Source organism: Prauserella salsuginis, assembly GCF_024648885.1.
Lineage (GTDB): Bacteria > Actinomycetota > Actinomycetes > Mycobacteriales > Pseudonocardiaceae > Prauserella > Prauserella salsuginis.
Genome location: NZ_JANBBF010000001.1, coordinates 1 through 23,618, shown reverse-complemented (window position 1 = coordinate 23,618; position 23,618 = coordinate 1). Strand labels below are relative to the sequence as shown.

Annotated in this window: 18 protein-coding genes; 3 read left to right on the top strand and 15 right to left on the bottom strand. The window is 69.2% G+C overall.

Annotated features, from left to right (window positions below):
- Positions 1 to 35 precede the first annotated feature (35 nt).
- The 3 genes from pruA to LY40_RS00080 all read right to left on the bottom strand — a co-directional run bounded on the left by pruA (position 36) and on the right by LY40_RS00080 (position 3,952).
- Positions 36 to 1,664, bottom strand: coding sequence for an L-glutamate gamma-semialdehyde dehydrogenase (gene pruA, locus LY40_RS00090; RefSeq protein WP_183785540.1), 1,629 nt, complete (start codon positions 1,662 to 1,664; stop codon positions 36 to 38).
- A 345-nt stretch (positions 1,665 to 2,009) separates the two neighbouring features.
- Positions 2,010 to 2,543, bottom strand: coding sequence for a DUF6912 family protein (locus tag LY40_RS00085; RefSeq protein WP_183785538.1), 534 nt, complete (start codon positions 2,541 to 2,543; stop codon positions 2,010 to 2,012).
- Entirely contained in the window at positions 2,540 to 3,952 is a 1,413-nt protein-coding gene (locus LY40_RS00080) for a WS/DGAT/MGAT family O-acyltransferase (RefSeq protein WP_183783353.1), read from the bottom strand. The genes LY40_RS00085 and LY40_RS00080 overlap by 4 nt, the downstream gene beginning before the upstream one ends.
- A 51-nt stretch (positions 3,953 to 4,003) precedes the next feature.
- On the opposite strand from LY40_RS00080, the gene LY40_RS00075 reads away from it, so the two are divergent.
- Complete coding sequence (locus LY40_RS00075; protein ID WP_258935541.1) at positions 4,004 to 4,801, top strand: TrmH family RNA methyltransferase; 798 nt, start codon at positions 4,004 to 4,006, stop codon at positions 4,799 to 4,801.
- A gap of 86 nt (positions 4,802 to 4,887) precedes the next feature.
- Here LY40_RS00075 and LY40_RS00070 read toward each other — a convergent pair whose 3' ends face one another.
- The gene (locus LY40_RS00070) at positions 4,888 to 5,343 is read right to left on the bottom strand and encodes an HAD-IA family hydrolase (RefSeq protein WP_258935540.1); all 456 of its coding nucleotides are present in this window, start codon (positions 5,341 to 5,343) and stop codon (positions 4,888 to 4,890) included.
- Between the two features lie 105 nt (positions 5,344 to 5,448).
- Between LY40_RS00070 and LY40_RS00065 the strand changes: the two genes are divergently transcribed.
- On the top strand, positions 5,449 to 6,003 hold the full coding sequence (locus LY40_RS00065) for an Rv3235 family protein (RefSeq protein WP_258935539.1): 555 nt from the start codon (positions 5,449 to 5,451) through the stop codon (positions 6,001 to 6,003).
- Positions 6,004 to 6,155: 152 nt separating this feature from the next.
- Here the strand turns inward: LY40_RS00065 and secA are convergent, their stop codons facing one another.
- The 6 genes from secA to mtrA all read right to left on the bottom strand — a co-directional run bounded on the left by secA (position 6,156) and on the right by mtrA (position 15,876).
- Positions 6,156 to 9,017 carry a preprotein translocase subunit SecA gene (gene secA / locus LY40_RS00060; protein ID WP_258935538.1) on the bottom strand — a complete coding sequence of 954 codons (2,862 nt, stop codon included), beginning with the start codon at positions 9,015 to 9,017 and terminating at the stop codon, positions 6,156 to 6,158.
- A 395-nt stretch (positions 9,018 to 9,412) separates the two neighbouring features.
- Positions 9,413 to 10,144, bottom strand: coding sequence for a ribosome hibernation-promoting factor, HPF/YfiA family (hpf, locus tag LY40_RS00055; RefSeq protein ID WP_183783347.1), 732 nt, complete (start codon positions 10,142 to 10,144; stop codon positions 9,413 to 9,415).
- Positions 10,145 to 10,662: 518 nt separating this feature from the next.
- Positions 10,663 to 11,349 carry a ComF family protein gene (locus LY40_RS00050; protein WP_308216699.1) on the bottom strand — a complete coding sequence of 229 codons (687 nt, stop codon included), beginning with the start codon at positions 11,347 to 11,349 and terminating at the stop codon, positions 10,663 to 10,665.
- Between the two features lie 96 nt (positions 11,350 to 11,445).
- Entirely contained in the window at positions 11,446 to 13,359 is a 1,914-nt protein-coding gene (locus LY40_RS00045) for an LpqB family beta-propeller domain-containing protein (RefSeq protein ID WP_258935590.1), read from the bottom strand.
- Positions 13,360 to 13,421: 62 nt separating this feature from the next.
- The gene (locus tag LY40_RS00040) at positions 13,422 to 15,191 is read right to left on the bottom strand and encodes an ATP-binding protein (protein WP_183783345.1); all 1,770 of its coding nucleotides are present in this window, start codon (positions 15,189 to 15,191) and stop codon (positions 13,422 to 13,424) included.
- 7 nt (positions 15,192 to 15,198) lie between these two features.
- Entirely contained in the window at positions 15,199 to 15,876 is a 678-nt protein-coding gene (gene mtrA / locus LY40_RS00035) for an MtrAB system response regulator MtrA (protein WP_221213272.1), read from the bottom strand.
- Between the two features lie 356 nt (positions 15,877 to 16,232).
- On the opposite strand from mtrA, the gene LY40_RS00030 reads away from it, so the two are divergent.
- A complete protein-coding gene (locus tag LY40_RS00030; protein ID WP_258935589.1) occupies positions 16,233 to 16,979 on the top strand; it encodes an IclR family transcriptional regulator in 747 nt (248 codons plus the stop codon).
- A gap of 141 nt (positions 16,980 to 17,120) precedes the next feature.
- On the opposite strand, the gene LY40_RS00025 is transcribed toward LY40_RS00030, so the two are convergent.
- From LY40_RS00025 to hxlA, 5 genes are all read right to left on the bottom strand, one after another.
- Positions 17,121 to 18,503, bottom strand: a complete 1,383-nt coding sequence (locus LY40_RS00025) for an ATP-dependent 6-phosphofructokinase (RefSeq protein WP_183783339.1) — start codon at positions 18,501 to 18,503, stop codon at positions 17,121 to 17,123.
- Between the two features lie 56 nt (positions 18,504 to 18,559).
- Positions 18,560 to 19,540 carry a class II fructose-bisphosphatase gene (glpX, locus tag LY40_RS00020; RefSeq protein ID WP_258935537.1) on the bottom strand — a complete coding sequence of 327 codons (981 nt, stop codon included), beginning with the start codon at positions 19,538 to 19,540 and terminating at the stop codon, positions 18,560 to 18,562.
- Positions 19,541 to 19,667: 127 nt separating this feature from the next.
- Positions 19,668 to 20,243 carry a 6-phospho-3-hexuloisomerase gene (gene hxlB / locus LY40_RS00015; RefSeq protein ID WP_183785530.1) on the bottom strand — a complete coding sequence of 192 codons (576 nt, stop codon included), beginning with the start codon at positions 20,241 to 20,243 and terminating at the stop codon, positions 19,668 to 19,670.
- 236 nt (positions 20,244 to 20,479) lie between these two features.
- Complete coding sequence (gene tkt, locus LY40_RS00010) at positions 20,480 to 22,612, bottom strand: transketolase (protein WP_258935535.1); 2,133 nt, start codon at positions 22,610 to 22,612, stop codon at positions 20,480 to 20,482.
- 254 nt (positions 22,613 to 22,866) lie between these two features.
- Positions 22,867 to 23,618 (bottom strand): 3-hexulose-6-phosphate synthase (gene hxlA / locus LY40_RS00005; RefSeq protein ID WP_307876495.1); only part of this gene is annotated, 752 nt, incomplete at its 5' end.

Sequence of the window (23,618 nt, the reverse complement as noted above, 5' to 3'; positions counted from 1 at the left end):
GGGCCGCCTGCAGGTCGAGCTGAGACCGAGACCGGTCAGCCCATGTGCGGGTAGCCGATCGACGTCGGCGCGTCGAACGTCTCCTTCACCGATCGCGGGCTGGCCCAGCGGAGCATGTTGAACATCGACCCGGCCTTGTCGTTCGTGCCCGAGCCACGGCTGCCGCCGAACGGCTGCTGCCCGACGATCGACCCCGTGGGCTTGTCGTTGACGTAGAAGTTGCCGGCCGCGTGGCGCAGCGCGCGGTGCGCCTGGCCGATCGCCGCGCGGTCGTCGGCGAACACCGCGCCCGTCAGCCCGTAGCCCGCCGTCGTGTCACACAGCTCCAGCGCCCGCTCGTACTCGGCGTCGTCGTAGACGTAGACGGCGACGATCGGGCCGAAGTACTCGGTCGACATCACCTCGTGCCGTGGGTCCGTCGTCACCAGCACGGTCGGGTCGACGAAGTAGCCCACCGAGTCGTCGCATCCACCGCCGACGAGCACCTCGAGCGCGGCGTCTCCGTCCACACTCGACAACAGCTCGCGGTGCTTGGCGAACGCGCGCCCGTCGATGACCGCTCCGCCGAAGTTCGACAGGTCGGTGACATCGCCGTAGGTGACGCTGCGGGTCAGATCAGCGACGCGGTCCCGCAGTCCGCCTTCCCACAGCGAACGCGGCAGGTAGGCCCGCGAGGCAGCCGAACACTTCTGACCCTGGTACTCGAACGCGCCGCGCACGAGCGCAGCCGCGACCTTGTCGGAGTCCGCGCTGGGGTGGGCGACGATGAAGTCCTTGCCGCCGGTCTCCCCGACGATCCGCGGGTAGCAGCCGTAGGAGTCGAGGTTGTCGCCGATCGTGCGCCACAGTTTCTTGAACGTCGCGGTCGAGCCGGTGAAGTGCAGGCCCGCGAACCCGGCATCGGTCAGGGCGACGTCGCTGACGGCCTGTCCGTCGCCGGTGACCAGGTTGATCACGCCCGGCGGCAGGCCCGCCTCCTCGAACGCCCGCATCGTGTAGTGCGCCGCGAGCTGCTGGGTCGGTGTCGGCTTCCACACCACCGTGTTGCCCATGAGAGCCGGCGCGCTCGGCAGGTTGCCCGCGATCGCGGTGAAGTTGAACGGCGTGATCGCAGTGACGAAGCCGTCCAGTGGCCGGTACTCCATCCGGTTCCACACGCCGCGCACCGAGTTCGGCTGCTCAGCCAGGATGCGCCGGGCGTAGTGGACGTTGAACCGCAGAAAGTCGATGAGCTCGCATGCCGCGTCGATCTCGGCCTGCTGGATCGACTTCGACTGGCCCAGCATCGTGGCGGCGTTGATCGTGGCGCGGTAGGGCCCCGCCAGCAGGTCGGCGGCGCGCAGGAAAACGGCGGCCCGCTCGTCGAACGGCAGCTCGCTCCATTGCCGGGCCGCGTCCTTCGCCGCCGTCACCGCATCGCCCACGTCCTCACGCGTGGCCTGCGCACTCACGCCGAGCACATGGCCGTGGTCGTGCGGCTGGACGACGTCGAACCGGTCACCGCCCGCCATGCGGCGTTTCCCGGCGATCGTCTGGGTCAGCTCGGCCTTCTCCCCTTCGAGTTCGGCCAGCCTGCGCTGCAGACTCTCACGTTCGGCACTGCCGGGGGCGTACGTGTACACAGGCTCGTTCGCCGGCACCGGTACGGATGTCACGGCGTCCATGGTGGTCATGACGCTCTCCTCTGCTGCCTTGTGGGCGGTTTCCTCTGGTGCCGATTCTGCCGCCGCACCGGGCCGTGAGGGGAGAACAACCGCGACATCCGTTCGGTGCGCATCCGCCTGCGCCGGCGCCGGGTACGGCACCGGACGGCCCGCGGTCACGGCGAGTCGACAGGCGCCACCGTGCGTCAGCGCCCATGTGAGGCGAGGCCCTCGGGAGTGGAGCGGGCCCAGGGCGCGCGGCAACCCGCCCTGAGGGTCGGCGGTCGGGTGACCGGCGGGAGGAACACGCAATACAGCCCCGGCGGGCCCAACGCGGTCACCCGAGCGGCACCGGGCACCGGGCGGTCACAACAGCTCGAGGAAGAACGGCACCTCCTGCGGCGCGTACCAGGCGAGCTCGTGGTCCTCGGCCTCTCCCAGCACGAAATCCGCGTCGAGATCGCCCAGGTCGGCCCGGTCGATCGCATCGGCGGCGGCCACCACGGCTTGTTCGGCCTCCACCGCGTCGACGTGGACCGCGGCGATGTCGTCCAACGTCACCGAACCGGCGACGCGCACCACGGCGCTGTCCAGGTCGGGCCGCGGCGTGACGTCGGATTCCTCGACGTCCGCGGCGATCACCACCCGGCGAGGCGGCTCCTTCTCGTCGATCCCCGACCCCGAGTCCTGCTCGGCGTCGTCGTGCGAAGCCAACAACCGCAGCGACGCCCTCGCAGCGTCGAGCAGCGCGGCGTACTCGAGCTCCTCGTTCGACCCGCTGACGTACGCCTCACGCAGCGCAGGGGTCAGCGAGAACGCCGTCCCCCGCACGGGGGCCAGTTGCCCTTCGGAGACGAGATGCCGCAGCATGCCGATCGTCGCGGGCACGTACACCCTCACCATTTGTTACCCCTCAGCTCTTCCAGCGACTCCTCGATCATGTCGGCGAGGACGTCGACGTCATGCATGGCCTTCCGGTCACCGTTCAGTCCGAAGTAGACGTCACCCTGGTACGAGGTGACGCCCACCGCGAGCGATTGATCCCGCCCGAGTGGAAGCACCGGGTAGATCGCCGACAACCGTCCCGGACCCGCGTACAACGATTCCTGCGGGCCCGGCGTGTTGGCGATGAGCACGTTGAACCCGCGCCGCGGCAGCGAGCCGGCGACCCGGGCGGCGAGCGCGTTCATCGTCGCGGGTGCGAATCCTCCCATCTTCACCATCGTCCTGGCCGTCACCGGCCGGTCCGAGCCGAACTGCTCGGCCATCTCGTGGGCCACGTGCTGCAGCCGCAGCATCGGGGCGGGCTCGCCGACGGGGAGGTCGATCAAGTACGGAACCAGCCTGCTGGTGGTCAGTTCCGCCGGGGAGAACTCGGCGTCCTCGTGCTGTAGCGCCGTGGGCACCAGTGCGCGCACCGAGGCCGATGGCGGCACGTGCTGACCCCGCGATTCGAGCCATTTGCGCAGCGCACCCGTCAATACGGTGAAGATCACGTCGTTGACGGTGCAGTCGCGGGCGGCCCGGATGAGCTTGAAGGAGTCCAGGTCGGTGCGGACACCGGCGAACACGCGCCCGCCCGAGACGCGCGAGTTGAGCCGCCGCGCCGGCCCGGTGCGGGCCGGGGCCGTGGCCGACCGTGCGGCCGCGGCGAACGAGCCCGCCGTCCGTGCGGTCCTGCCGAGACCCGACACGACGTCCTCCGCCAGGAACCGCACGTTCCTGGCCAGCTCGGCGGGCCTGGTCGCGGCGTCGGTGATCGCATCGGTGACGAGCCGCGACCAGCCGGGCATGCGCCGCGGCGTCCACTCGCCCTCGGCCGGTGTCCGGTCGGCGGCGCCCTCGTCGAGCAGCACCTGGGCGAGGTCGACCGTGCGCGCACCGTCGACGAGCACCTGATGCGCCTTCGTCACCAACGCGACACGGTCACCTTCGAGACCCTCGATGTAGTACGCCTCCCACAGCGGGCGTTCCCGGTCCAGCGGCCGCTGCATCAGGCGGGCGACCAGGTCGAACAGCTGGTGGTCGCTGCCGGGAGCGGGCAACGCCGACCGGCGCACGTGATAGCCGAGGTCGAAGTCGACGTCGTCGGTCCACACCGGCGGCGCCAAGTGCCCCGGCACCGGCAGCAATCGTTTGCGGTAGCGCGGCAGGTAGTCGAGTCGCTGCCCGATGACCTGCATCGCCGTATCGAAGTCGAAATCACCGCTTCGGCGCTCGAACACGGCCACGCTGCCGACGTGCATCGGCGTCGAGGGCTGTTCGCCGTACAGCAGGGCGGCGTCCAGCGCAGGCAGACGGTCGGGCATGCCCCGATCCTGGCACAGAGACCCCGCCGGGCACGTGGAACACTCACGAGCGTGACCGACCCGAACGCCGTATCGCCGAAGGACCGGTTCTTCACCGTCTACGGCCGCAAGCCCGTTCTCGAAGCACTCACCGACCCGGAGCTCGAGGTCGACAAGGTGATTCTCGCCGACACGGCGCGGGGCGCCGCCGCATCGGAGATCCGCAGGGCGGCGACCGACGCGGGGGTGGCGGTGCAGCACGCCAGCGCACACCGGGTGAAGGTGCTCGCCGGCAACGGCAAACAGGACCAGGGCGTGCTCGCCGACGTCGTCGCCCCGCGCATGCGACCTCTCGCGCAGGCCCTGGCCGACCGCAACCCGCCCTCGCCACTGCTCGTGCTCGACGGCATCACAACACCCGCCAACGTCGGCATGATCCTGCGGACGGCCACGGCGGCGGGACTCGGCGGCATCGTCGTCCCGCGCAGGGGCGTCGCCGCACTCGACCCGCTCGTGGTCAAGGCCTCGGCCGGGGTCGCGTTCCGCGCACCCGTGCTGCGTACCGGCACCGCGCTCGACGCGGCGGAGCAGCTCACCGACGCCGGCTTCGCCGTGTACGCGCTCGGCTCCACGGACTCGACGTCGACCGATGCGGCCCACGGCACCGGCGAGTCGCTCTTCGATGCGGAGCTGCCGGCCCGGTCGGCGTTCGTACTGGGCGGCGAGACCGAGGGCGTGGACGCCGACGTCGCGGGTTACGTCGCCAGCTGGCTGTCGATCCCCATGCCCGGTGACGTCGAATCGCTGAACGTGTCGGCCGCCGCGGCCGTGCTCTGCTTCGAGCTGGTGCGCCGCGGCAACGCGGGCTGAACAAGCCTCGCCCGCAGGGTCAGCACGACAGCGGCCGCCCCGCCACCGCGTCGAACGGTGCCGGGGCGATGCCGGGACCGAACGGGTCAGAACGGTGCGTCGGTCGAGGGTTCGCGGGGCGTGCCCGCCCGCAGGTCGGGGAACAGCGCCAGCAACTCGCCGATCGTCTCCGCGACGCTGCTGTGCCGGATGCCGACCATCCCCGCCGCGACGGCGCCCCACACGTTGCCCGGGGCGTCGTCGACGAACACGCACGCCTCCGGTGGCACACCGAGCCGCTCCGCCGTGAGCAGGAAGATCTCGGGCTCCGGTTTCATGACGGCGACCTCACCGGAGAACACGAGGTCGTCGAACCGCCCGTGCAGTCGCCGCCGTACGGACCCGCCGCCGGCCGCGTTGGAGAGCAGTGCGGTGCGCACCCCGTGATCCCGCGCGATGTCCACGAGCTCCAGCAGGTTCTCGCCGCCGCTGTCGGTCAGCACGCCCGCGTAGTCGAGCACGATCCCGCTGAGCGTGCGGCCGTCGGTATCCGATCCGGTCACACCGACGAGCGTAACCCGACGGCGCCCTAGCCGATCGTTGCGACATTCGCGGACATTTTCTTCAAATACATCAAACCGGGCGTCTTGGGAATCCGTTCCGGCACGGTGAACCTCTATTCCATAGCGGGTCACGACGAGCCCGCAGGAATTGCGAGAAATTACCCAGAGGGGGAAATGAGTATGACTACTCAGACCGACCGTCCGCGCATTCAATCGCTCGACGAGCGCGAGCACCACGGCGCCGGGGCGACCGGCCACGGCGGGTCGGGTTCACTCCCGGACGTCGATATTGCCGCTCTGTTGAGCGGAATCCCGGATCAGCGCACCGGAAGCAGACCTCGCAGGGACCTGTCGAAGAATCAGGTGGAACGGATAATCGGCGCACTTCTGGAAGTGCACGGTGGACTGCGCGCGGTCGCGCAACTGACGCCATGGCTCTCGTCCGAACTCGCCACCCGAATGCGCGACGACACGCCGCGCAACCGGCCACGATATCAACTGCAATCGGCACATCTGTGCCGGTCGGCCGACGATTCTCTCGAAGTCGCGGCGACCGCACGGGCGCGGGCGCGAACCGTGGCGGTGACAGCACGCTTCGAACGCCGCGACCGGCAATGGCGCTGCAGCCAGTTCGCCGTCCTCGACCCGCGGACGGCCTGACACACCGCCGGGCCAGGGCGCACGTCCCGCCGAACCACGAGTGGGGCCTGTCGGGAACCGTTCCCGACAGGCCCCACTCGAGGCCATGGCGCACCGACGCAGTGACCAGTTCAGCCGAACGGACGGCCGATCAAGCGATCAACCAAAATCCTTCACTTCTTGGCGGACTTCTTGTTCTTCTTGGCTTCCTCGCGTGCGGCTGCGCGGCGTTCGCGCCGGCTGCCGCCCGCTGCGGAGTTCTTGGGCTTGTCCGCACCGGTGCCGCGGGCCTCGACACCGCCGTCCTCCGACGGTCCCGAGTACGTCAGTGCCTGCGGCGCGGCGGCGCCATCGAGCCCCTTGCCCTGCAGCGCGGCCGGTTCGGCCGCCGGCTGCGGCGGGGCCGGCTTCGCGTGCCTGCCCGACCGCGAACCGCCCCCCTGGTTCGAGGCCTGCTGCGAACCCTGGCTCGACCCGGCGCCCTGTGCGGCGCCGGAGACCGGTGCCTCCGCGGCCGCGGGCGCCTCGGCCTGCGGCTGCTGCGCCTCGACCTGGAGGTTGAACAGGAAGCCGACCGTCTCCTCCTTGAGGGACTCGAGCATCCCGGAGAACATGTCGAAGCCCTCGCGCTGGTACTCGACGAGCGGGTCACGCTGCGCCATCGCGCGCAGGCCGATGCCCTCCTTGAGATAGTCCATCTCGTAGAGGTGCTCGCGCCACTTGCGGTCCAGCACCGACAGCACGACGCGCCGCTCGAGCTCGCGCATGGCGCCCTCGCCGACCGTGGTGTCGAGTTCGGCCTCACGCGCCTCGTACGCAGCGGTGGCGTCCTCGAGCAGCAGTTCCTGCAGCCGTTCGGGACTGAGGTCCTCGTCTTCCTCGACCAGCTGCTCCCAGTCCAGCGACACCGGGTACAGCGTCTTCAGCGCCGTCCACAGCTGTTCGAGGTCCCAGTCCTCGGCGTAGCCCTCGGACGTGGCGCCCTTGACGTACTCGCTGACGACGTCGCGGAGCATGTTCTGCACCTGCTCGCGCAGGTCCTCGCCCTCGAGCACCCGGCGACGCTCGGCGTAGATCACCTTGCGCTGCTGGTTCAGCACCTCGTCGTACTTGAGGACGTTCTTGCGGATCTCCATGTTCTGCTGCTCGACCTGCGTCTGAGCGCTCTTGATGGCCTTGGTGACCATCTTGTGCTCGATCGGCACGTCCTCGGGCAGGTTGAGCCGGTTCATCACCGTCTCGACCATCGCGGCGTTGAACCGCCGCATGAGCTCGTCACCCAGCGACAGGTAGAACCGCGACACACCCGGGTCACCCTGCCGACCCGAACGGCCGCGCAGCTGGTTGTCGATCCGCCGCGACTCGTGCCGCTCGGTACCCAGGACGTACAGACCGCCCGCGTCGCGGACGGTCTCCGCCTCGGCCTTCACGCCCGCGGTGACCTCCTCGAGCACCTTCGGCCATGCGGACTCGTACTCCTCGGAGTTCTCGACCGGGTCGAGCCCGCGCTCACGCAGGGTCTCGTCGGCGATGATGTCCGGGTTACCGCCGAGCACGATGTCGGTACCGCGGCCCGCCATGTTCGTCGCGACCGTGACCGCGCCGCGCTGACCCGCCTTCGCAATGATGAGCGCCTCGCGATGGTGCTGCTTCGCGTTGAGCACCTCGTGCGGCACGCTGAGCTTGAGCAGCAGCTTCGACAGGTGCTCCGACTTCTCGACACTGGTCGTGCCGACCAGCACCGGCTGACCCTTCTCGTGCCGCTCGGCGATGTCCTCGGCGACCGCCTCGAACTTGGCCTGCTCGGACTTGTAGATCAGGTCCGACTCGTCGGCACGGACCATCGGCCGGTTCGTCGGGATCTGCACCACGCCGAGCTTGTAGGTCTGGTGGAACTCGGCCGCCTCGGTCTCGGCGGTACCGGTCATACCGGAGAGCTTCTCGTAGAGGCGGAAGTAGTTCTGCAGCGTGATCGAGGCGAGCGTCTGGTTCTCGGCCTTGATCTCGACGCCTTCCTTGGCCTCGATCGCCTGGTGCATGCCCTCGTTGAAGCGCCTGCCCGCAAGGACGCGGCCGGTGAACTCGTCCACGATGATGACCTCACCGCTGCGGACGATGTACTCCTTGTCCTTGTTGTAGAGCTCCTTCGCCTTGAGGGCGTTGTTGAGGAACCCGACCAGCGGCGTGTTGGCCGCCTCGTAGAGGTTGTCGATACCGAGCTGGTCCTCGACGAACTCGACGCCCGCCTCAGTGACACCGACCGCGCGCTTGCGCTCGTCGACCTCGTAGTGGGTGTCCTTCTGCATCAGCGGCGCCATGCGCGCGAACTCGACGTACCAGCGCGACGACTGGTCCGCGGGACCCGAGATGATCAGCGGCGTCCGCGCCTCGTCGATCAGGATCGAGTCGACCTCGTCGACGATGGCGAAGTTGTGCCCGCGCTGCACACAGTCGTCGAGGCTCCACGCCATGTTGTCACGCAGGTAGTCGAAACCGAACTCGTTGTTCGTGCCGTACGTGACGTCGCAGTCGTAGGCCTCCTTGCGCTGCGACGGCGGCATGTCGGCGACGATCGAGCCCACGCTCACCCCGAGGAAGCGGTGCACCCGGCCCATCCACTCAGCGTCACGTTTCGCCAGGTAGTCGTTGGTCGTGACGATGTGGACGCCCTTGCCGGAGATGGCGTTGAGGTAGACGGCCATCACCGAGGTCAGGGTCTTGCCTTCACCGGTCTTCATCTCGGCGACCTGGCCGAGGTGCAGTGCGGCACCACCCATCAGCTGCACGTCGTAGGGGCGCTGCCCCAGGACCCGGTGGGCGCCCTCACGTGCGACCGCGAACGCTTCCGGGAGCAGGTCGTCGAGCGACTCCCCGTCCTCCTGATGCCGCTTGCGGAACTCGTCCGTCTTGGCCGCCAGCTCGGCGTCGGAGAGGCCTGTGACGTCGTCTTCGAGGGTGTTGATGTGCTGAGCGATACGGCTGAGCCGCTTCACCATCTTGCCCTCGCCCGCACGGAGCAGGCGGTTCAGAAGCATCCGGGTCGACCTCGCTAGTTGGTTCGGTTTCTCGTGCGCCACCCCGGCCCGCGCCTGGGCAGCCGAGTCCGCCGCGCGGCGGCCGGCGTTTCGCACACACCCGCGACCACGCAGCAATGCCCATCGTAGGGAATGCGCAGGCCCGTGCGCACACGGCTCGGCATGCGAGTGCGCCGGGTGCGACGAAAGTGCCGTTCCGGGCTCACATCGATTGAACACCGCCCGGCCTGCGCCGCACACGACCGCGGCGGCACCAGCACCCCGGCGCGCCTCCGCCTGATGGCTCCGGGCTCCGGGCTCCGGGCTCCGGGCTCCGGGCTCCGGGCTCCGGGCATGACGGTGGCCCGCGCACACCTGGTGTACGCGGGCCACCGTTGGGCGCATGGCCGGCCGGATCAGCCCAGCCGGATCACGCCGTAGTCGAATCCCTTCCTGCGGTAGACGACGCTCGGCTTGCCCGCGTCGGCGTCGTTGAACAGATAGAAGTCGTGCCCGACGAGTTCCATCTCGGAGAGAGCCTCGTCCACGGTGATCGGTTTGGCCGAGTGCTGTTTCTCGCGCACGATGCGGCCGGGTTCGTGGTCGTCACCGATATCGCCTCGGTCGTCGATCGCCAGATCGTCGAAGCCGTCGTCGAGCCGCTGGGACGGGAGCCTGATGGCGCCGTCCGCGCTGACGGTGTCCGCTGCCGACGACATGACCGCGCCGTTCATGTCCTCGGTCTCCATGGGTGCCTCCATGACGGCGGTCGTAGCGCCGCCGGACCGGCCGTCGGCCCCGCCCGCGGTGGCCTCTGCAACGGATTCCGGAACGCGCCGTCCGTAATGCACCTTTCTACGGTCGTGTGCCCGACGCATCCGATTCTCGAGCTTACTCACCGCGGCGTCGAGCGCGGCGTAGAAATCGCCCGCGCTTGCCTCCGCACGCATGGCAGGTCCCTTACCCCTACCCGTGATTTCCACACGCTGGCAGTTCTTGGATTGGCGTCGATTGCGCTCGTGGAAAAGCTCCACCTCGTAGCGGATGACTTTGCGGTCGTATCGTTCGAGCCGGTCCAGCTTCTCACTCACGTGCTGCCGGTAGTGCTCCGGGACCTCCACGTTGCGGCCCTTGACGACGATATCCATACGCGACCTCCCTCGCAGAATGCGAGTCCATTGCAGCGAACACCGGCACCGGGGAGAAGAAATCGATCATGCCTCATTCATGAGACGTGTTGATCAATTTCGGGGATTTCAGCTTTCCGCCGGCGCCAGGGACATTTACTGGCCACCTCCCTGCTGCCGGGAATTGCTGTTAGCGGTGCACATTAGCCCGGTTCCGGCTCGGAGAACAGCCCCCGGTGCGGGGGACGTCGGACGGTGAACCACGGTCACGTTCCGAAACCGCGAACCGGCATGCAAGCCCTTGTCCGGACTCGATCGGAGCAACATCGGAGTGAACGACACCCGACCGCCGCACGACGAGCACATGAGCGCCTGGCGGATGGTGACGGGGAGGTTGCTCATACCGGGACAACGAACAGCCGGCCGCCACGGTTCCGACTCACCCGATCGCGCGACCTTTGCGGTGAGCGGTACCGCCGGCCACGCACACCGGGTGCGCCGGGCCGCAGGAACCGGCCGCACCGAACCGGCCGTGCGAATCAGGCCGCCGTCAGGGTCAGCGCCGCACAGGGTTCGATTCCGGCCCGCCGTAGCGCGGTACGGCATGCGCCCAGGGTCGCCCCGGTGGTGACGACGTCGTCCAGCAACACCACCGGAACGCCGGGCGGCGGCGCGCCCGCCGCCGTGACCCGGAGCCTGCCCGCGAGGTTCGCCGTGCGCTGGGCACGGTCGAGCCCGACGGCGTCACGCGCCCCCACTGCGAGCCGGAGCGCCGGTGCGACCGCGGCCGGCAGGCCCGCCTCGCTCAGTACAGCCGCGCCCGCCCTCGCGAGGGCCAGCACGTGTGAACCGCCCCGGGCGCGGGCGGCGCTGGGCCGGGACGGCGCCGGGACCAGCCACCAGGTGCCTGCGGCGTCGGGCCTCGCCCCCGGCAGGTGCGGCACGGCTGCGGCGAGGGCGCTGCCCAGCGGGCGGGTCAGGCTTCGCCTGCCGCGTTCCTTGTGCGCCACGACGAGCGTCCTGGCGACGTCGGCGTGCCGCGCGAGCGCATACGTGGGCCCGCCCGACGCGCCGGAATCGTCGACGGCAACGGGCCGCGGGGCGCCGAACGCGGCGAGGCACGACCCGCAGCACGCCTGCCCCGGTGCATCACAGCCCGCACAGCTCTCCGGCAGCACCAGGTCCAGCAGCGCCGCGGCGCCCGCGGCCATCCCTCGTTTCGTCACGTCCGGCAGCATGCCGCTCTGGCCCGACATTTCCGGCGCCTGCGGGCCACCGCCGCGGCCCGTTCCTCGCCGGTTCCCGGGCGCAGCGGGTGGACGTCACCCGGGGTAGAACGGCACCGCTGACGCCGAACGCTGATCGTGCGGACGCCACACGTCGCCGAGGTCGCTCGCCGTCCACAGCCCCGTCGCGTCGGCGACGACCGTGGGCCGCCCCGGGGCGGCGGTGATGCCGCGCATCGGCGCGATGAGGTTCGAACTGTTGAACTGGTCGAGCCGCAGCCCGTCGACCGGCACGCGCACCACGGGACTCGACTCCGACTGGGTGGCGACCGCGAGGGCGTCCTGCCCCGTCCAGTCCAGTGCGACCGCGTCGTCGAGCTCATTGCCCTGGAGCACCCGCGGCGAACGCAACGACACCGACGCCCGGCTGTCGGCATCCCGCACGACCGCCGCGACGACGACCTTCCCGCCGATGACCATCGCGGCCCGCGTGCCGTCGCGTGACAACCGCAGCTCGTCGATGTCACCGATCGGGTTGATCTCGGCCGAGTTCACCGACTGCGTGACCCACCGGCCCTCGGCGTCGGTGACGACCTGCACCACCCGGTCACCGCCGGTGACGGTCCACACCTCGCGCGACTGTTCGCTGCGCGTGGTCGCAGGCACCCACGTCGGCCGGGTCATCGAGCGCGCATCGAGTTCGACGGCCTGTCCTCGCGAACCGTACGGCCCTATCCGCAGCCGCACCCCGCGGTCGGCCTGTTCGACGACGGCCAGCTGGTCCCCGCCGAGCGACTGGGCCGCGCTCTGCACCTGGGCGTTGCCCGACCCCGCGGGCCCCGGGATCGGAGCCCCGTTGCCCAGCGAGAAGACCTTGCCACCGGAGGTCATGAGACCGGGCAGGTCGGAGCTCGGCGTCGCCGCCGCCTGGTAGGACGGCAGCTCACCTGGTCGCCAGTCGCGGTGGTCCTCCACGAGCGGGCTGCCGTTCGACAGCAGCCTGACCCGGCTCGTCGTGACCGTCTGCAGCGACCGCACGAGCTGCGCCACGATGAGTTCCCGGTCGTGGTCGCTCTTGTCCTCGACCCCGGTGAGCGGTACGGCCAGCGCACCATCCCGCGTGGTCGTCACGTTCGTCTTGAGTGAAGCGGTGTCGCCCAGCGGGTTGCGGACCGCTCCGGTCAGCCCGTCCGACGGGCCGGCCAGCAACAGGTCCACCACCCGCGCAGGCAGCCCCGACTGCGGGCTGGCCACGACGTACCGAAGGTCGGGCACCAGCACGTTCGACTCCGGGGCGAAGAAGTACACCGGCACACGGAAGTAGGTCTCGTCGAAGTCCGAGACCGTGATCAGCACGCTCTGCGGCGGATCGATGATCCGCCACTCCCCGTTCTCCTTGCGCAGGCGCACGTTCTGCTCGACGGCGTCGTCGGCGGGGATGAACGAACTGTCGGCGGCCAGCCTGCCGACGTGCCCGCCGCGGACCGTGACCATTTGTTCGTCCGGCGGCGGCGAGGCCGTCGATCCGTCCGGGGGCGACGTCGTGGCCGTCGGGGCCTGCTCGTTGGGACCCGCCGGCCGGGGTGTGCTGCGCGGCGCGGCACCCTGATCGCCGTCCGGGCCGTCGCCGCCCGAGTCCTCGCCTGCCTCGTCACCGCCGCGCTCCTCGCGGCGTTCGCCGGGTTCCGCGTCGGGCCGGGTGGTGGCGGGTCCGCTCGACTCGTCTTCGGAGCCGAAGACGGTGCTGAACTCGTCCTCGATCACGGCGACGGACTGGTCGGGCTGCCACTGCTTCCGTGCCCGCTGCGACAGGTAGGCACGCGCGGCCGCGTAGTCGCTGGCCGGCTCGGCGCTCGCCTCCACGAACTCCCGCACGACCGACAACGGGTCCAGTCCGGGTGCCGGTTCCGGAACGGCCTCGGTCTGCTGCCCCCGCTGCTGCTGCGGCAGGGCCTCCGGCTGCGATTCGGCCGGGATCGCGGCGCAACCGCTCACCAGCAGGGCGGCCATGCCCAGTGCCGCCCACGGGCGCAGCCGGCGCGGACGCGCCCGAGCGCACGAGTCCTGAGTCGTCACACCGTCTCCCCTGGTCGCAGGTCGGTCCGGACGTCGCGGTCCCCTTCGGCATCGGCCGCGGGGCGGGCGTCCTCCGGCGGCAGGGGCAGCGGGTTCGCGGTGTACGCACCGCCGACCCTGCGAGGCAGGGTGAGGCGGAAACACGACCCGCGGTCGGGCTCACCCCACGCATCGAGTGTGCCACCGTGCAGGCGCGCATCCTCCTGGCTGATGGCCAACCCCAGGCCGGTGCCTCCGGTCCGCCGGTTCCGGGACGGGTCCGCACGCCAGAATCGGTTGAACACCAGCTCGGATTCCCCTGGACGCAGCCCGACGCCCTGGTCCCGGATCGTGATGGCCACGGCGCCCGGCCACTCCGCGGGCCCGAGGGACTCGGCGGCGTCCCCGCCTTCGCCGGCGGTGTCGTCCACGGCCTCGGCCGCCGCGGGAACCTCGGGTTCCGTCGCCGCGAGACGCAGCCGAACCGGCCTGCCCTCGCCGTGGTCGACGGCGTTGGCCAGCAGGTTCCGCAGGATCCGTTCGATACGCCGGGCGTCGACCTCCGCCTCGACCGGGCTGTCGGGCAGGTCGACCTCGATCGGACTGCCCATCGACTCGGCGAGCCCGCTCACCTGCTCGGCCGCGCGCTGCGCGATCGGCCGGACGTCGGTGAGTTCGGACGACAACTCCTCCACCCCGGCGTCCAGCCGGGAGATCTCCAACAGGTCGGCCAGCAGCTGCTCGAACCGGTCGAGTTCGTCGGTCAGCAGCTCGGTCGACCGCGCCAGCCCGGCGGGGAACTGTTCCCGCGAGGCGTGCAGCACGTCCGCGGCCATCCGCACCGTGGTCAGCGGGGTGCGCAGCTCGTGGGAGACGTCCGAGGTGAACCGACGTTGCAGCTCGCCGAACTCCTCGAGCTGCCGGATCTGCCGCTGGATACTCGCCGCCATCTCGTTGTAGGCGACGGCCAGCTTCGACAAATCGTCCTCGCCGATGACCTCGAGCCTGCGGTCCAGCTCCCCGTGCGCGAACTGTTCCGCCGCACCGGCAGCCCTGCGCACCGGCTGGACGACCTGCCGCACCACGATGTTGGTGATGCCCGCCAGCAGGGCGAGCAACGCGAAACTGCCCACGACCAGTGTGTTCTGCACCGTCGCGACCGTGTTCTGCTCCGAGGTGAGCGGGAACAGCAGGTAGACCTGGAGCGGGCGGGTCGTCGTCGTGATCGGCGCACCGATCGCGAGGTACGTCGTGCCGTCCGCGGTGTGGAACTCCTTGGCCGGCGTGTTGTTCTCGACGAACCCGCGCAGCCGGTCGGAGACCTTGTCGTAGGGCCCTGCGGAGATCGTGCGGCTCGCGGGGCGTTCCGGGTCGCCCGCGGCGAGCACGGGTTCGAACGTGCCTGCTGCCGAGCTGGACGCGTCCTGTGCCGCGACCGAGCTGGTCGTGATGCGGTTGACCGCGTTCGTGAGCCGCTCGCGCAGGGCGTCGTCCTGGCCCGCGTCCCCGACGAGTTCGCTCTCGACGGTGCGCACCACCGCGTCGAGCTGGGCGGTGGCTGCGTCCTCCTTGGTCGTCATGAGCCGGTCGGTGATCTGATTCTGCAGCACCATACCGAGCACGAACACGACCGCGGCCGACATCGCCAGCGTCGACACCGTGACCCTGAACTGCAGCGAATGCCGCCACAGCTCGCTGAACGCGGTGCTCTTACGCCGCCCGAACGCCGCGACGCGGCGGGCCAGCCCCAGCAGCAGCCCGCCGAGTCCGGTCAGGCGATCTCTCATGAGCCGATTATGGTGGGCCCGCCTTGTAGCCCACACCGCGCACGGTCAGCACGACCTCGGGGTGTTCCGGATCGCGCTCCACCTTCGACCGCAGCCGCTGCACGTGGACGTTGACCAGCCGGGTGTCCGCCGCGTGCCGGTAACCCCACACCTGCTCGAGCAACACCTCGCGGGTGAACACCTGCCTCGGCTTGCGCGCGAGCGCCACGAGCAGGTCGAACTCCAGCGGCGTGAGCGAGATGGGCTCGCCCTCCCTGGTCACCTGGTGACCGGGCACGTCGATGGCGAGGTCGCCGATGACGAGCGACTCGGCCGGTTCCCCGTCGTTGTGGCGCAGGCGGGCGCGCACGCGTGCGACGAGTTCCTTCGGCTTGAACGGCTTGACGACGTAGTCGTCGGCCCCGGATTCGAGGCCCAGCACGATGTCCACCGTGTCGCTCTTGGCCGTGAGCATGACGACCGGGACGCCCGATTCGGCGCGGATGGCCTTGCAGACGTCGATGCCGTTCATCCCGGGCAGCATGAGGTCGAGCAGCACCAGGTCGGGCTTCATCTCGCGGAACGCCGACAGCGCGCGGGAACCGTCGGACACGACCGCGGTCTCGAAGCCCTCACCGCGCAGCACGATGGTCAGCATCTCCGCGAGAGCGGGGTCGTCGTCGACGACCAGCACACGTGCCTTCATGTCGCCCATATTCGCACTGTGGTCCCCCGCGACTGCGGGAGACCCTGGTTCGGCGTGTCCGCAGCATCCGGTCACTGCTCCGACTGGCGTAACGACATGGCCCACGGGCCGCTGGACGGTTACTCGTGCGAGCGGCTGCGGCGGACTCGACAAGGTGATACCTCACATCTACCGCCGAAAGGGGCGATTCTCGTCGCTGTAAGAGTTACTGTTGCGTTATGCGGAACTCCGACGCTGCCCCTCCCGCCGCCCGGAACTCCGATGACTCTCCGTTGGGCGCCGCCGAACCGGTCCGGACCGGCCTCGGCCCCGAACCCGTCGCCGAACCGGACCAGCCCGAAGAGCCGAAGAGCCCGGTGCAGTCCGTCGACCGCGCGGTGAGCATCCTCGAGCATCTCGCCAAGGACGGCGAGGCCGGCATCACCGAGATCGCCGACGAACTGGGCGTGCACAAGTCCACCGCGTCGCGGCTCGTCTCCGCGCTGGAGATGCGCAACCTCGTCGAGCAGGTCAGCGACCGGGGCAAGTACCAGATCGGACTGGGGATCGTCCGGCTCGCGGGCGCCGCGACCAGCCGGATGGACCTGGCCAAGCTGGGCAACCAGACCTGCCAGGGCCTGGCCGACTCACTCGGCGAGACGGTCAACATCGCGGTCGCCGACGGCGGCATCGCGATCAACATCAGCCAGGCCGTCGGGTCGGCGTCGATCACGGCACAGAACTGGACCGGCAGGCGCACACCGCTGCACGCGACGTCCAGCGGCAAGGTACTGCTGGCGTACATGCCGCCCGCGCAGCGGCGCGACATGCTGCGCGGGCGCCTCGAGGAGTACACGCCCCGCACCACGACGGCACCCGACGAGCTGACGGCCGAGCTCAGCCGGATCGCCGACGACGGGTACGCCGCCTGCTTCGAGGAGTTCGAACTCGGGCTGCACGCCGTGGCGGTACCGATCTACGGCGACGGCGGATCGGTGATCGCGGCGATGAGCGCCTCCGGGCCGTCGTATCGCCTTTCCCGGCAGCGCATCCGGCAGATCATCGGCCCGATGCGGGAGGCGGCGATGGAGCTGTCAGCCCAGCTCGGCCACTTCCCCACCTGACGCGCCCGTCACCAGTCCGGCCGTCGTCGCGACGTCACCGTGCACCACGACGGCGCGGCACCGAGCGCAAACGGCCGGTGCCTGCGTCCGCCGGCGACGGCTCGGCGGACCGAACCGTCGCCGTGGAACCGCGTCCCGGGGTCAACAGAACCCGGAGGGGACCTTCTCGCCCTCCCGCTGCACCCCGAACTCCGCAGGCTGGCACGTGGTTTCGAGTACCGACATCCACAGGTCACCGTCGGGATCGACCTGGTTCCGGCGGCTGGTCATCAGCGACAGCGGCACGTGCACGAAACGCCGCCGCCAGCGCGCGACGGCCACCTCGGTCCTGCCCGCCATCGCCGCGTGCGCCGCGGCGTGGGCCAGCCGCAGGCAGTAGACGCTGTCGTAGGCGTTCGCGACGACGCTGCGGATGGCGTAGCTCGGGTCGATGTACCGCATCGTGGGGGCCAGGCCGACCGCGGTCAGGTGGTCGGTGATGCGCTCCTTGAGCAGATCGTCGATCTTGCCGAGCTTGACGTTTCCCGACGCGTCGGTCGCCTTGCCGTTCCGATGGGACAGGTCCGCGTCCTCGAGCAGGTCCTGGCCCGCCCCTTCGGCGAGCACGATGACGACGTAGCCCTTCTTCCGCACGTGCTGCTCGACATAGGCCAACAGCCCTTCTGGCCCGTCGAGCGCGAACGGGATCTCCGGGATCAGGACGATGTCGGCACCGTTGGCCGCCAACGCGGCGTAGGCGGCGATGAACCCGGAGTGCCGGCCCATCAGTTTCACGAGTCCGACACCGTTCGGACTTGCCGCGGCTTCGACCGAAACCGACGAGATGAAGTCCATCGCGCTGGCGAACGCGCTCTGGAACCCGAACGACTGATCCGTGAAAGGCAGGTCGTTGTCGATCGTCTTCGGCACGCCGATGACGGCGATGTCCAGTCCCCGCGCCTCGATCGCGTTGCTGAGGCACGTCGCGGCCCGCATACCTCCGTCGCCACCGATCACGAACAGGACGTCGACACCGTGTTCGACGAGGCTGTCGACCATCTCGTCGGGGTCCTGGTTGCCGCGCGAACTGCCCAGGATGGTGCCGCCCGCGTTATGGATGTCGCGAACATGCTCCGGCGTCAGCTCGACCGTGTCGTCGCGGTGCTCGGACGTCAGGCCGCGCAGTCCGTTCCGGAACCCGAGAATCCGCTTCACCTTGTAGTGCACGGCGAGTTCCTGCACGAGCCCTCGGATGACGTTGTTGAGCCCCGGGCACAGTCCACCGCACGTGAGGATTCCGGCGGTGACCGACGACGGGTCGAAGTAGATCTTCTTGCGGGGACCCGCGGCTTCGAAACTCGGGACCTGTTCCGGAGGAACGTCGTGCCCGGCGAGCATGGACACGGTGTCCTCCAGCAGGACCCGATCGCCCTCCGCGACGTAGTGCGGAGAGGTCTGTTTCGTCGTGAGCATCTCGGAGAGCGGCGAATCGTAACGACACTCGCCGAGATGACGAACGCGGAGGTCGTCGAGATACAGCGTCACCGAAGCTCCCTGGTCGTCATCGAATATGGCGGGTTGCACGGCGAAGCCGATGCGGCCTAACCCGCGGCTTCGTCGAACGTCGTGTGGGCGATGCGGCGAATCTGGTTCCTCGAGATCAGGAGCGATTCGGCGGTCGCCGCGCCTTCGCGGGTCTGTGGCCGCCCGAGAAGGGTGCCCCCGCTGACGCCTGTGGCGACGAAGAAGGCGTCGCCGGCCACGAGCTCGTCGCAGCTGTAGATGCGGTCGAGCGACATTCCCGCCGCGCGGATGGCATCGGCCTCCTCGTCACGTTGGGGAGCCAGGCGACCCAGCATGCCCCCGCCCAGCGCGCCGACCGCCGCGGCCGTCATGACACCTTCGGGGGTGCCGCCGACGCCGAGGAGCAGATCGACGTCGAGCGTCGGCAGGAGTACCGCCAGACTCCCTCCGACATCGCCTCCCGCCGGCGTTTGCACCGACGCACCGGCCTGCACCACACGTTCGATCAGTGTCTTGTGCCGCGGCTTGTCCATGATCATGACGCGAAGCTCACCGACCTGCTTGCCGAGAGCCTTCGCGACGTTGGCCAGCGTCTGCTCCGGCGGGTCGTCGAGATCGATGCTGTGTTTCGCCTCCGGCGGCACCACGATCTTGTCCATGTAGAACCCGGGCCCCGGCGACCACAGGGTGCCCCGCTCCCCGAACGCGATCGTGGCCAGCGCACCGGGAAGATCCTTCGCGCAGAACGAGGTTCCCTCGAGCGGATCGACGGCGATGTCGAACTCGGGGCCGAACCCGTTGCCCACTACCTCACCGTTGAACAGCATCGGGGCGTCGTCCTTCTCGCCCTCCCCGATCACGACGGTCCCCCGCCCGGGCGCGCCGGCCAACGCCTCCCGCATGGCCCTGGTGGCCGCGGCGTCGGCCGCATCCTGGTCGTACCGGCCGACCCACTCGTAGCTCGCGACCGCCGCACTCCGGGTCGCCTCCAGCGCCACGGACTCCAGCGCTCGAATATCGCCACGATTCACCGGGGTGATCTCATTCTGAGACTGCATCATGGTCTCCTGTTCCTGCGGGTAGAATCAGCACAGCGAGATCGCCCGAGCCGCACACCGTCCGAACGAATCGCACATGTCCGCTTTCGGAAAACGATGAATCGCGGCGAAATCGGCGATTATGCCCTCATTCGAGATTCGCGTGGAGGCGCCACAGTTCGCGCGCCTGCGTTCCGCTGGTCTGCCAGAGAGCGTGGAACAGCGCATCGGTGACCAGCAGCACCGACTGCTCGAACAGGCTGCCGCCGTACTGGACGGAGGCGTTCCCGTCGAAGTCCTGCTTGTCCGCCGCAGGCACCACGAGTACCTCGGTAGCGGCCCTGGCGAGCGCGGATTCCGGAGCCGTGGTCAGCGCGACCACCTCGGCGCCCTGCTCACGAGCGGTCTCAGCTGCCCGGACCACTCGCTTCGTCGACCCGGAACCCGAGGCCGCGACCAGGACGTCGCGCGCACCGATAGCCGGAGCGGTCGTCTCGCCGACGACGTGCGTGGCGAGCCCAAGGTGCATGAACCGCATCGCGGCCATCTGCAGAGCGAGTCCGCTCCGTCCGGTCCCGATGGTGAACACCGCCGGCGCCTCGAGCAACAGGGCACCGGCACGGATCCACGCCGCGGACTGCACCGCCGCGCTTACCCTGTCCACCTCACCGACGACAGCACGTGTCGCATCCGAGAAAAGAGTGTCATCAAGCTTCTTCGGCATCGACTTCGTCAACGGAATTTCCCTCCACTTTCGGAACCGGACAACATTCACCGGACACTTGCCTGGTATGGATTACGGGTCATCGGCAAGAACCGTCGTCCGGACGGCCAAGAAAGCCATAACAATGGTCTGCCACCGACTCGGCGGGCAGCAAGGTTCACGGCATTTACAACCATTATCGCGTGATTGGGATAACGAATACTGCCCGCGAGTCCCGCGACCGGGTCCGCCGGACCTCAGCTCGAGCGCGCCAACCGCATGCTGCGCCGTGCCGCCTCGACCACGGCCTCGGCCGTGATGCCGAACTCGCTGAACAATGTCTTGAAGTCGGCCGAAGCACCGAAGTGCTCCAACGAGACGACCTCGCCCGCGTCCCCGGCGAACCGGTGCCACGGCTGCGCGATTCCGGCCTCGACGACCACCCTGGCACGCACCGACGGAGGCAGAACCTGCTCCCGGTACGACCGGTCCTGGTGATCGAACCACTCCACGCACGGCATCGACACGACCCGCGTGGCCACCCCGTCGGCCTCAAGCACGTCCCTGGCTTCGACCGCCAGCTGGACCTCGGAGCCGGTGCCGACGAGCACCACGTCGGGACTGCCCGAGGACGCCTCGGCCAGTATGTAACCGCCGCGGGCGACCCCCTCGGCCGAGGTACCTTCCAGGGTCGGCACATTCTGCCGGGTCAGCGCCAGTCCGGCCGGCCCTCCGGTGTCCTCCAGCACGGCCTTCCAGGCATGCGCGGTCTCGTTCGCGTCAGCAGGCCGCACCATCGACAGGCCGGGGATGGCGCGCAGCGACGCCAGCTGTTCGACGGGCTGGTGGGTCGGGCCGTCCTCGCCGAGGCCGATCGAATCGTGCGTCCACACGTAGACGACAGGCAGCCGCATGAGCGCGGCCAGGCGAACCGCAGGGCGCATGTAGTCACTGAAGATCAGGAAAGTGCCGCCGTACGGACGGGTTCCGCCGTGCAGTGCGATGCCGTTGAGAATCGAACCCATCGCGTGCTCGCGGATGCCGAAGTGCAGGGTGCGGCCGTACGGCTGCGCCTTCCAGGCATTCGTGGAGATCTCTTCCGGGCCGAAGGAGTCCGCGCCCTTGATCGTGGTGTTGTTGCTCTCGGCCAGATCCGCCGAACCGCCCCACAGCTCCGGCAGCACGTCACCGAGCTTCGCCAGCACGGCGGCCGACGCCTTACGGGTGGCGACGCCCTGCTCGTCGGGCTCCCACACCGGCAGCTCGTCCGCCCACCCGGCGGGCAGCTCGCGGGAGCCGAGGCGGTCCAGCAGCGCCTTGCGCTCGGGATTGCTCCGTGCCCAGGCGTCGAACTCGAGCTGCCACTTCTCGTGGTCGGCCCTTCCCCGCTCGGCCACCGCACGGGTGTGGCGCAGCACGTCGTCGTCGACCTGGAAGCTCCGCTCCGGGTCGAAACCGACCGTGCGCTTGAGCCCCGCCAGTTCCTCGCCGCCCAGGGCCGCACCGTGCGCCTTTCCGGAGTTCATCTTCGTCGGTGCTGGATAACCGATCACGGTGCGGAGCACGATCAGGGTCGGCCTGGAGGTCTCGCGCTCGGCCTGTTCGACTGCGTCCAGGAAGCCGGCCACGTCCTCGCCGCCGTGCACCGTGAGCACCTGCCAGCCGTAGGACTCGTAGCGCTTGGCGGTGTCCTCGGACAACGCGATGTGCGTGTCGTCCTCGATAGAGATCTCGTTGCTGTCGTAGATCACCGTGAGGTTGCCGAGCTGCTGGGTGCCTGCCAGCGACGAGGCCTCCGACGTGACGCCCTCCTCGATGTCGCCGTCGGAGGCGACCACGTAGATCTGATGGTCGAACACGCTCGTGCCCTGCTCGGCGTCGGGGTCGAACAGCCCGCGTTCACGACGGGACGCCATGGCCATGCCGACCGCGTTGGCCAGTCCCTGGCCGAGCGGCCCGGTGGTGGTCTCGACGCCCGTGGTGTGCCCGTACTCGGGATGCCCCGGCGTGAGCGAGTCCCACGTGCGCAACGCCTTCAGGTCGTCGAGCTCGAGACCGTAGCCGGAGAGGAACAGCTGAATGTACAGGGTGAGACTCGAATGCCCGGCCGACAGCACGAACCGGTCCCTGCCGATCCACTCCGCATCGGCGGGGTCGTGCCGCATGACCCGCTGGAACAGCGCGTACGCGGCGGGCGCGAGACTCATCGCCGTGCCGGGGTGCCCGCTCCCGCACTGCTCGACGGCGTCCGCCGCCAGCACCCGAGCCGTCTCCACCGCGCGCTGGTCCAGCTCGGTCCAGTCGTCGGGGATCCGCTTGGTGGTCAAGCGAACAACCTCGTCAGCTGATTGGGTCACCCGGTGGTCCGAGACCGACTCGTTTGCTGCCATCGAAACGCACTCCTGTTGATTTCGGTTTTCCTTGACTGCCACAAACAGGCGGCAGGCGTGAACCCCGCCACGCGATCGTTTCCCGCGAATCTCGCCTCACCGATCGAGCGGAATTCCCACTCGCTTCCTCGTGAAACCGGCGGATCCATTTCACGATTCGGTTGCCACGAGACTTCCGGCGGATGGACGGCTCCACCCGCCGGAAGGCCGTGGATGTCGGGTTGTGGTGCCCGGGGGCACGTGGGTGTGGTGGGTCAGGCGTTGGCGCGCTTGCGGAGTTCGCGGGCGGCCGCGCCCGGGTCCGGGGCGTTGTAGATCGCCCCACCGGCCACCGCCACCGTGGCACCGGCCTCGCGCACCGAACCGATCGTGTCCGGACCCACACCACCAGCGATCGAGAACGGCACCCCGGCCTCACGACCATCAGCCAACAACGTCTCGATCGAATACCCCGGCCGCGCCTGCTCGTCCAGACCCGCATGGATCTCCACGAACGACACCCCCATCTTGGCCACCTCACGGATCCGATCCACCCGGCCCTGCACCACCGTGATCATGTCCGCCACCACACTCTTGCCGTACTTGAGGCCCGCAGCCACCGCACCCCGCACCGTGTCGTCATCAGCCGTGCCCATCACCGTCACCAGATCCGCACCGGCCTCGAACGCCAACCCGGCCTCCAACTCACCCGCATCCGCAGTCTTCAAATCCGCGAACACCAACTTGTCCGGATGCGCCGCCTTCACCGCACTCACCGCACCGATACCCGCCGACTTCACCAACGGCGTACCCAACTCCAAAATGTCCACATGCTCAGACACCTGATGCGCCAACGTCAACGCCGACGGCAAATCCACAACATCCAACGCCACCTGCAACCGCACAACAAACTCCTCACCGAAGAAACACAAAAACCGGACCCGCCAACAATCACCCACCACCCCGAAAAACAGCAACAACCAGCACATAAAAAACCCCAACCCCCCAATACACACAACCAATAACC

What these genes read in the sequence shown, in the direction of transcription:
- pruA (WP_183785540.1), bottom strand. Translation starts at nt 1,664, where the DNA reads ATGGACGCCGTGACATCCGTACCGGTGCCGGCGAACGAGCCTGTGTAC.
- LY40_RS00080 (WP_183783353.1), bottom strand. Translation starts at nt 3,952, where the DNA reads ATGCCCGACCGTCTGCCTGCGCTGGACGCCGCCCTGCTGTACGGCGAA.
- secA (WP_258935538.1), bottom strand. Translation starts at nt 9,017, where the DNA reads ATGCTTCTGAACCGCCTGCTCCGTGCGGGCGAGGGCAAGATGGTGAAG.
- hpf (WP_183783347.1), bottom strand. Translation starts at nt 10,144, where the DNA reads ATGGATATCGTCGTCAAGGGCCGCAACGTGGAGGTCCCGGAGCACTAC.
- LY40_RS00045 (WP_258935590.1), bottom strand. Translation starts at nt 13,359, where the DNA reads ATGGCCGCCCTGCTGGTGAGCGGTTGCGCCGCGATCCCGGCCGAATCG.
- LY40_RS00040 (WP_183783345.1), bottom strand. Translation starts at nt 15,191, where the DNA reads ATGAGAGATCGCCTGACCGGACTCGGCGGGCTGCTGCTGGGGCTGGCC.
- mtrA (WP_221213272.1), bottom strand. Translation starts at nt 15,876, where the DNA reads ATGAAGGCACGTGTGCTGGTCGTCGACGACGACCCCGCTCTCGCGGAG.
- glpX (WP_258935537.1), bottom strand. Translation starts at nt 19,540, where the DNA reads ATGCAGTCTCAGAATGAGATCACCCCGGTGAATCGTGGCGATATTCGA.
- hxlB (WP_183785530.1), bottom strand. Translation starts at nt 20,243, where the DNA reads ATGCCGAAGAAGCTTGATGACACTCTTTTCTCGGATGCGACACGTGCT.
- tkt (WP_258935535.1), bottom strand. Translation starts at nt 22,612, where the DNA reads ATGGCAGCAAACGAGTCGGTCTCGGACCACCGGGTGACCCAATCAGCT.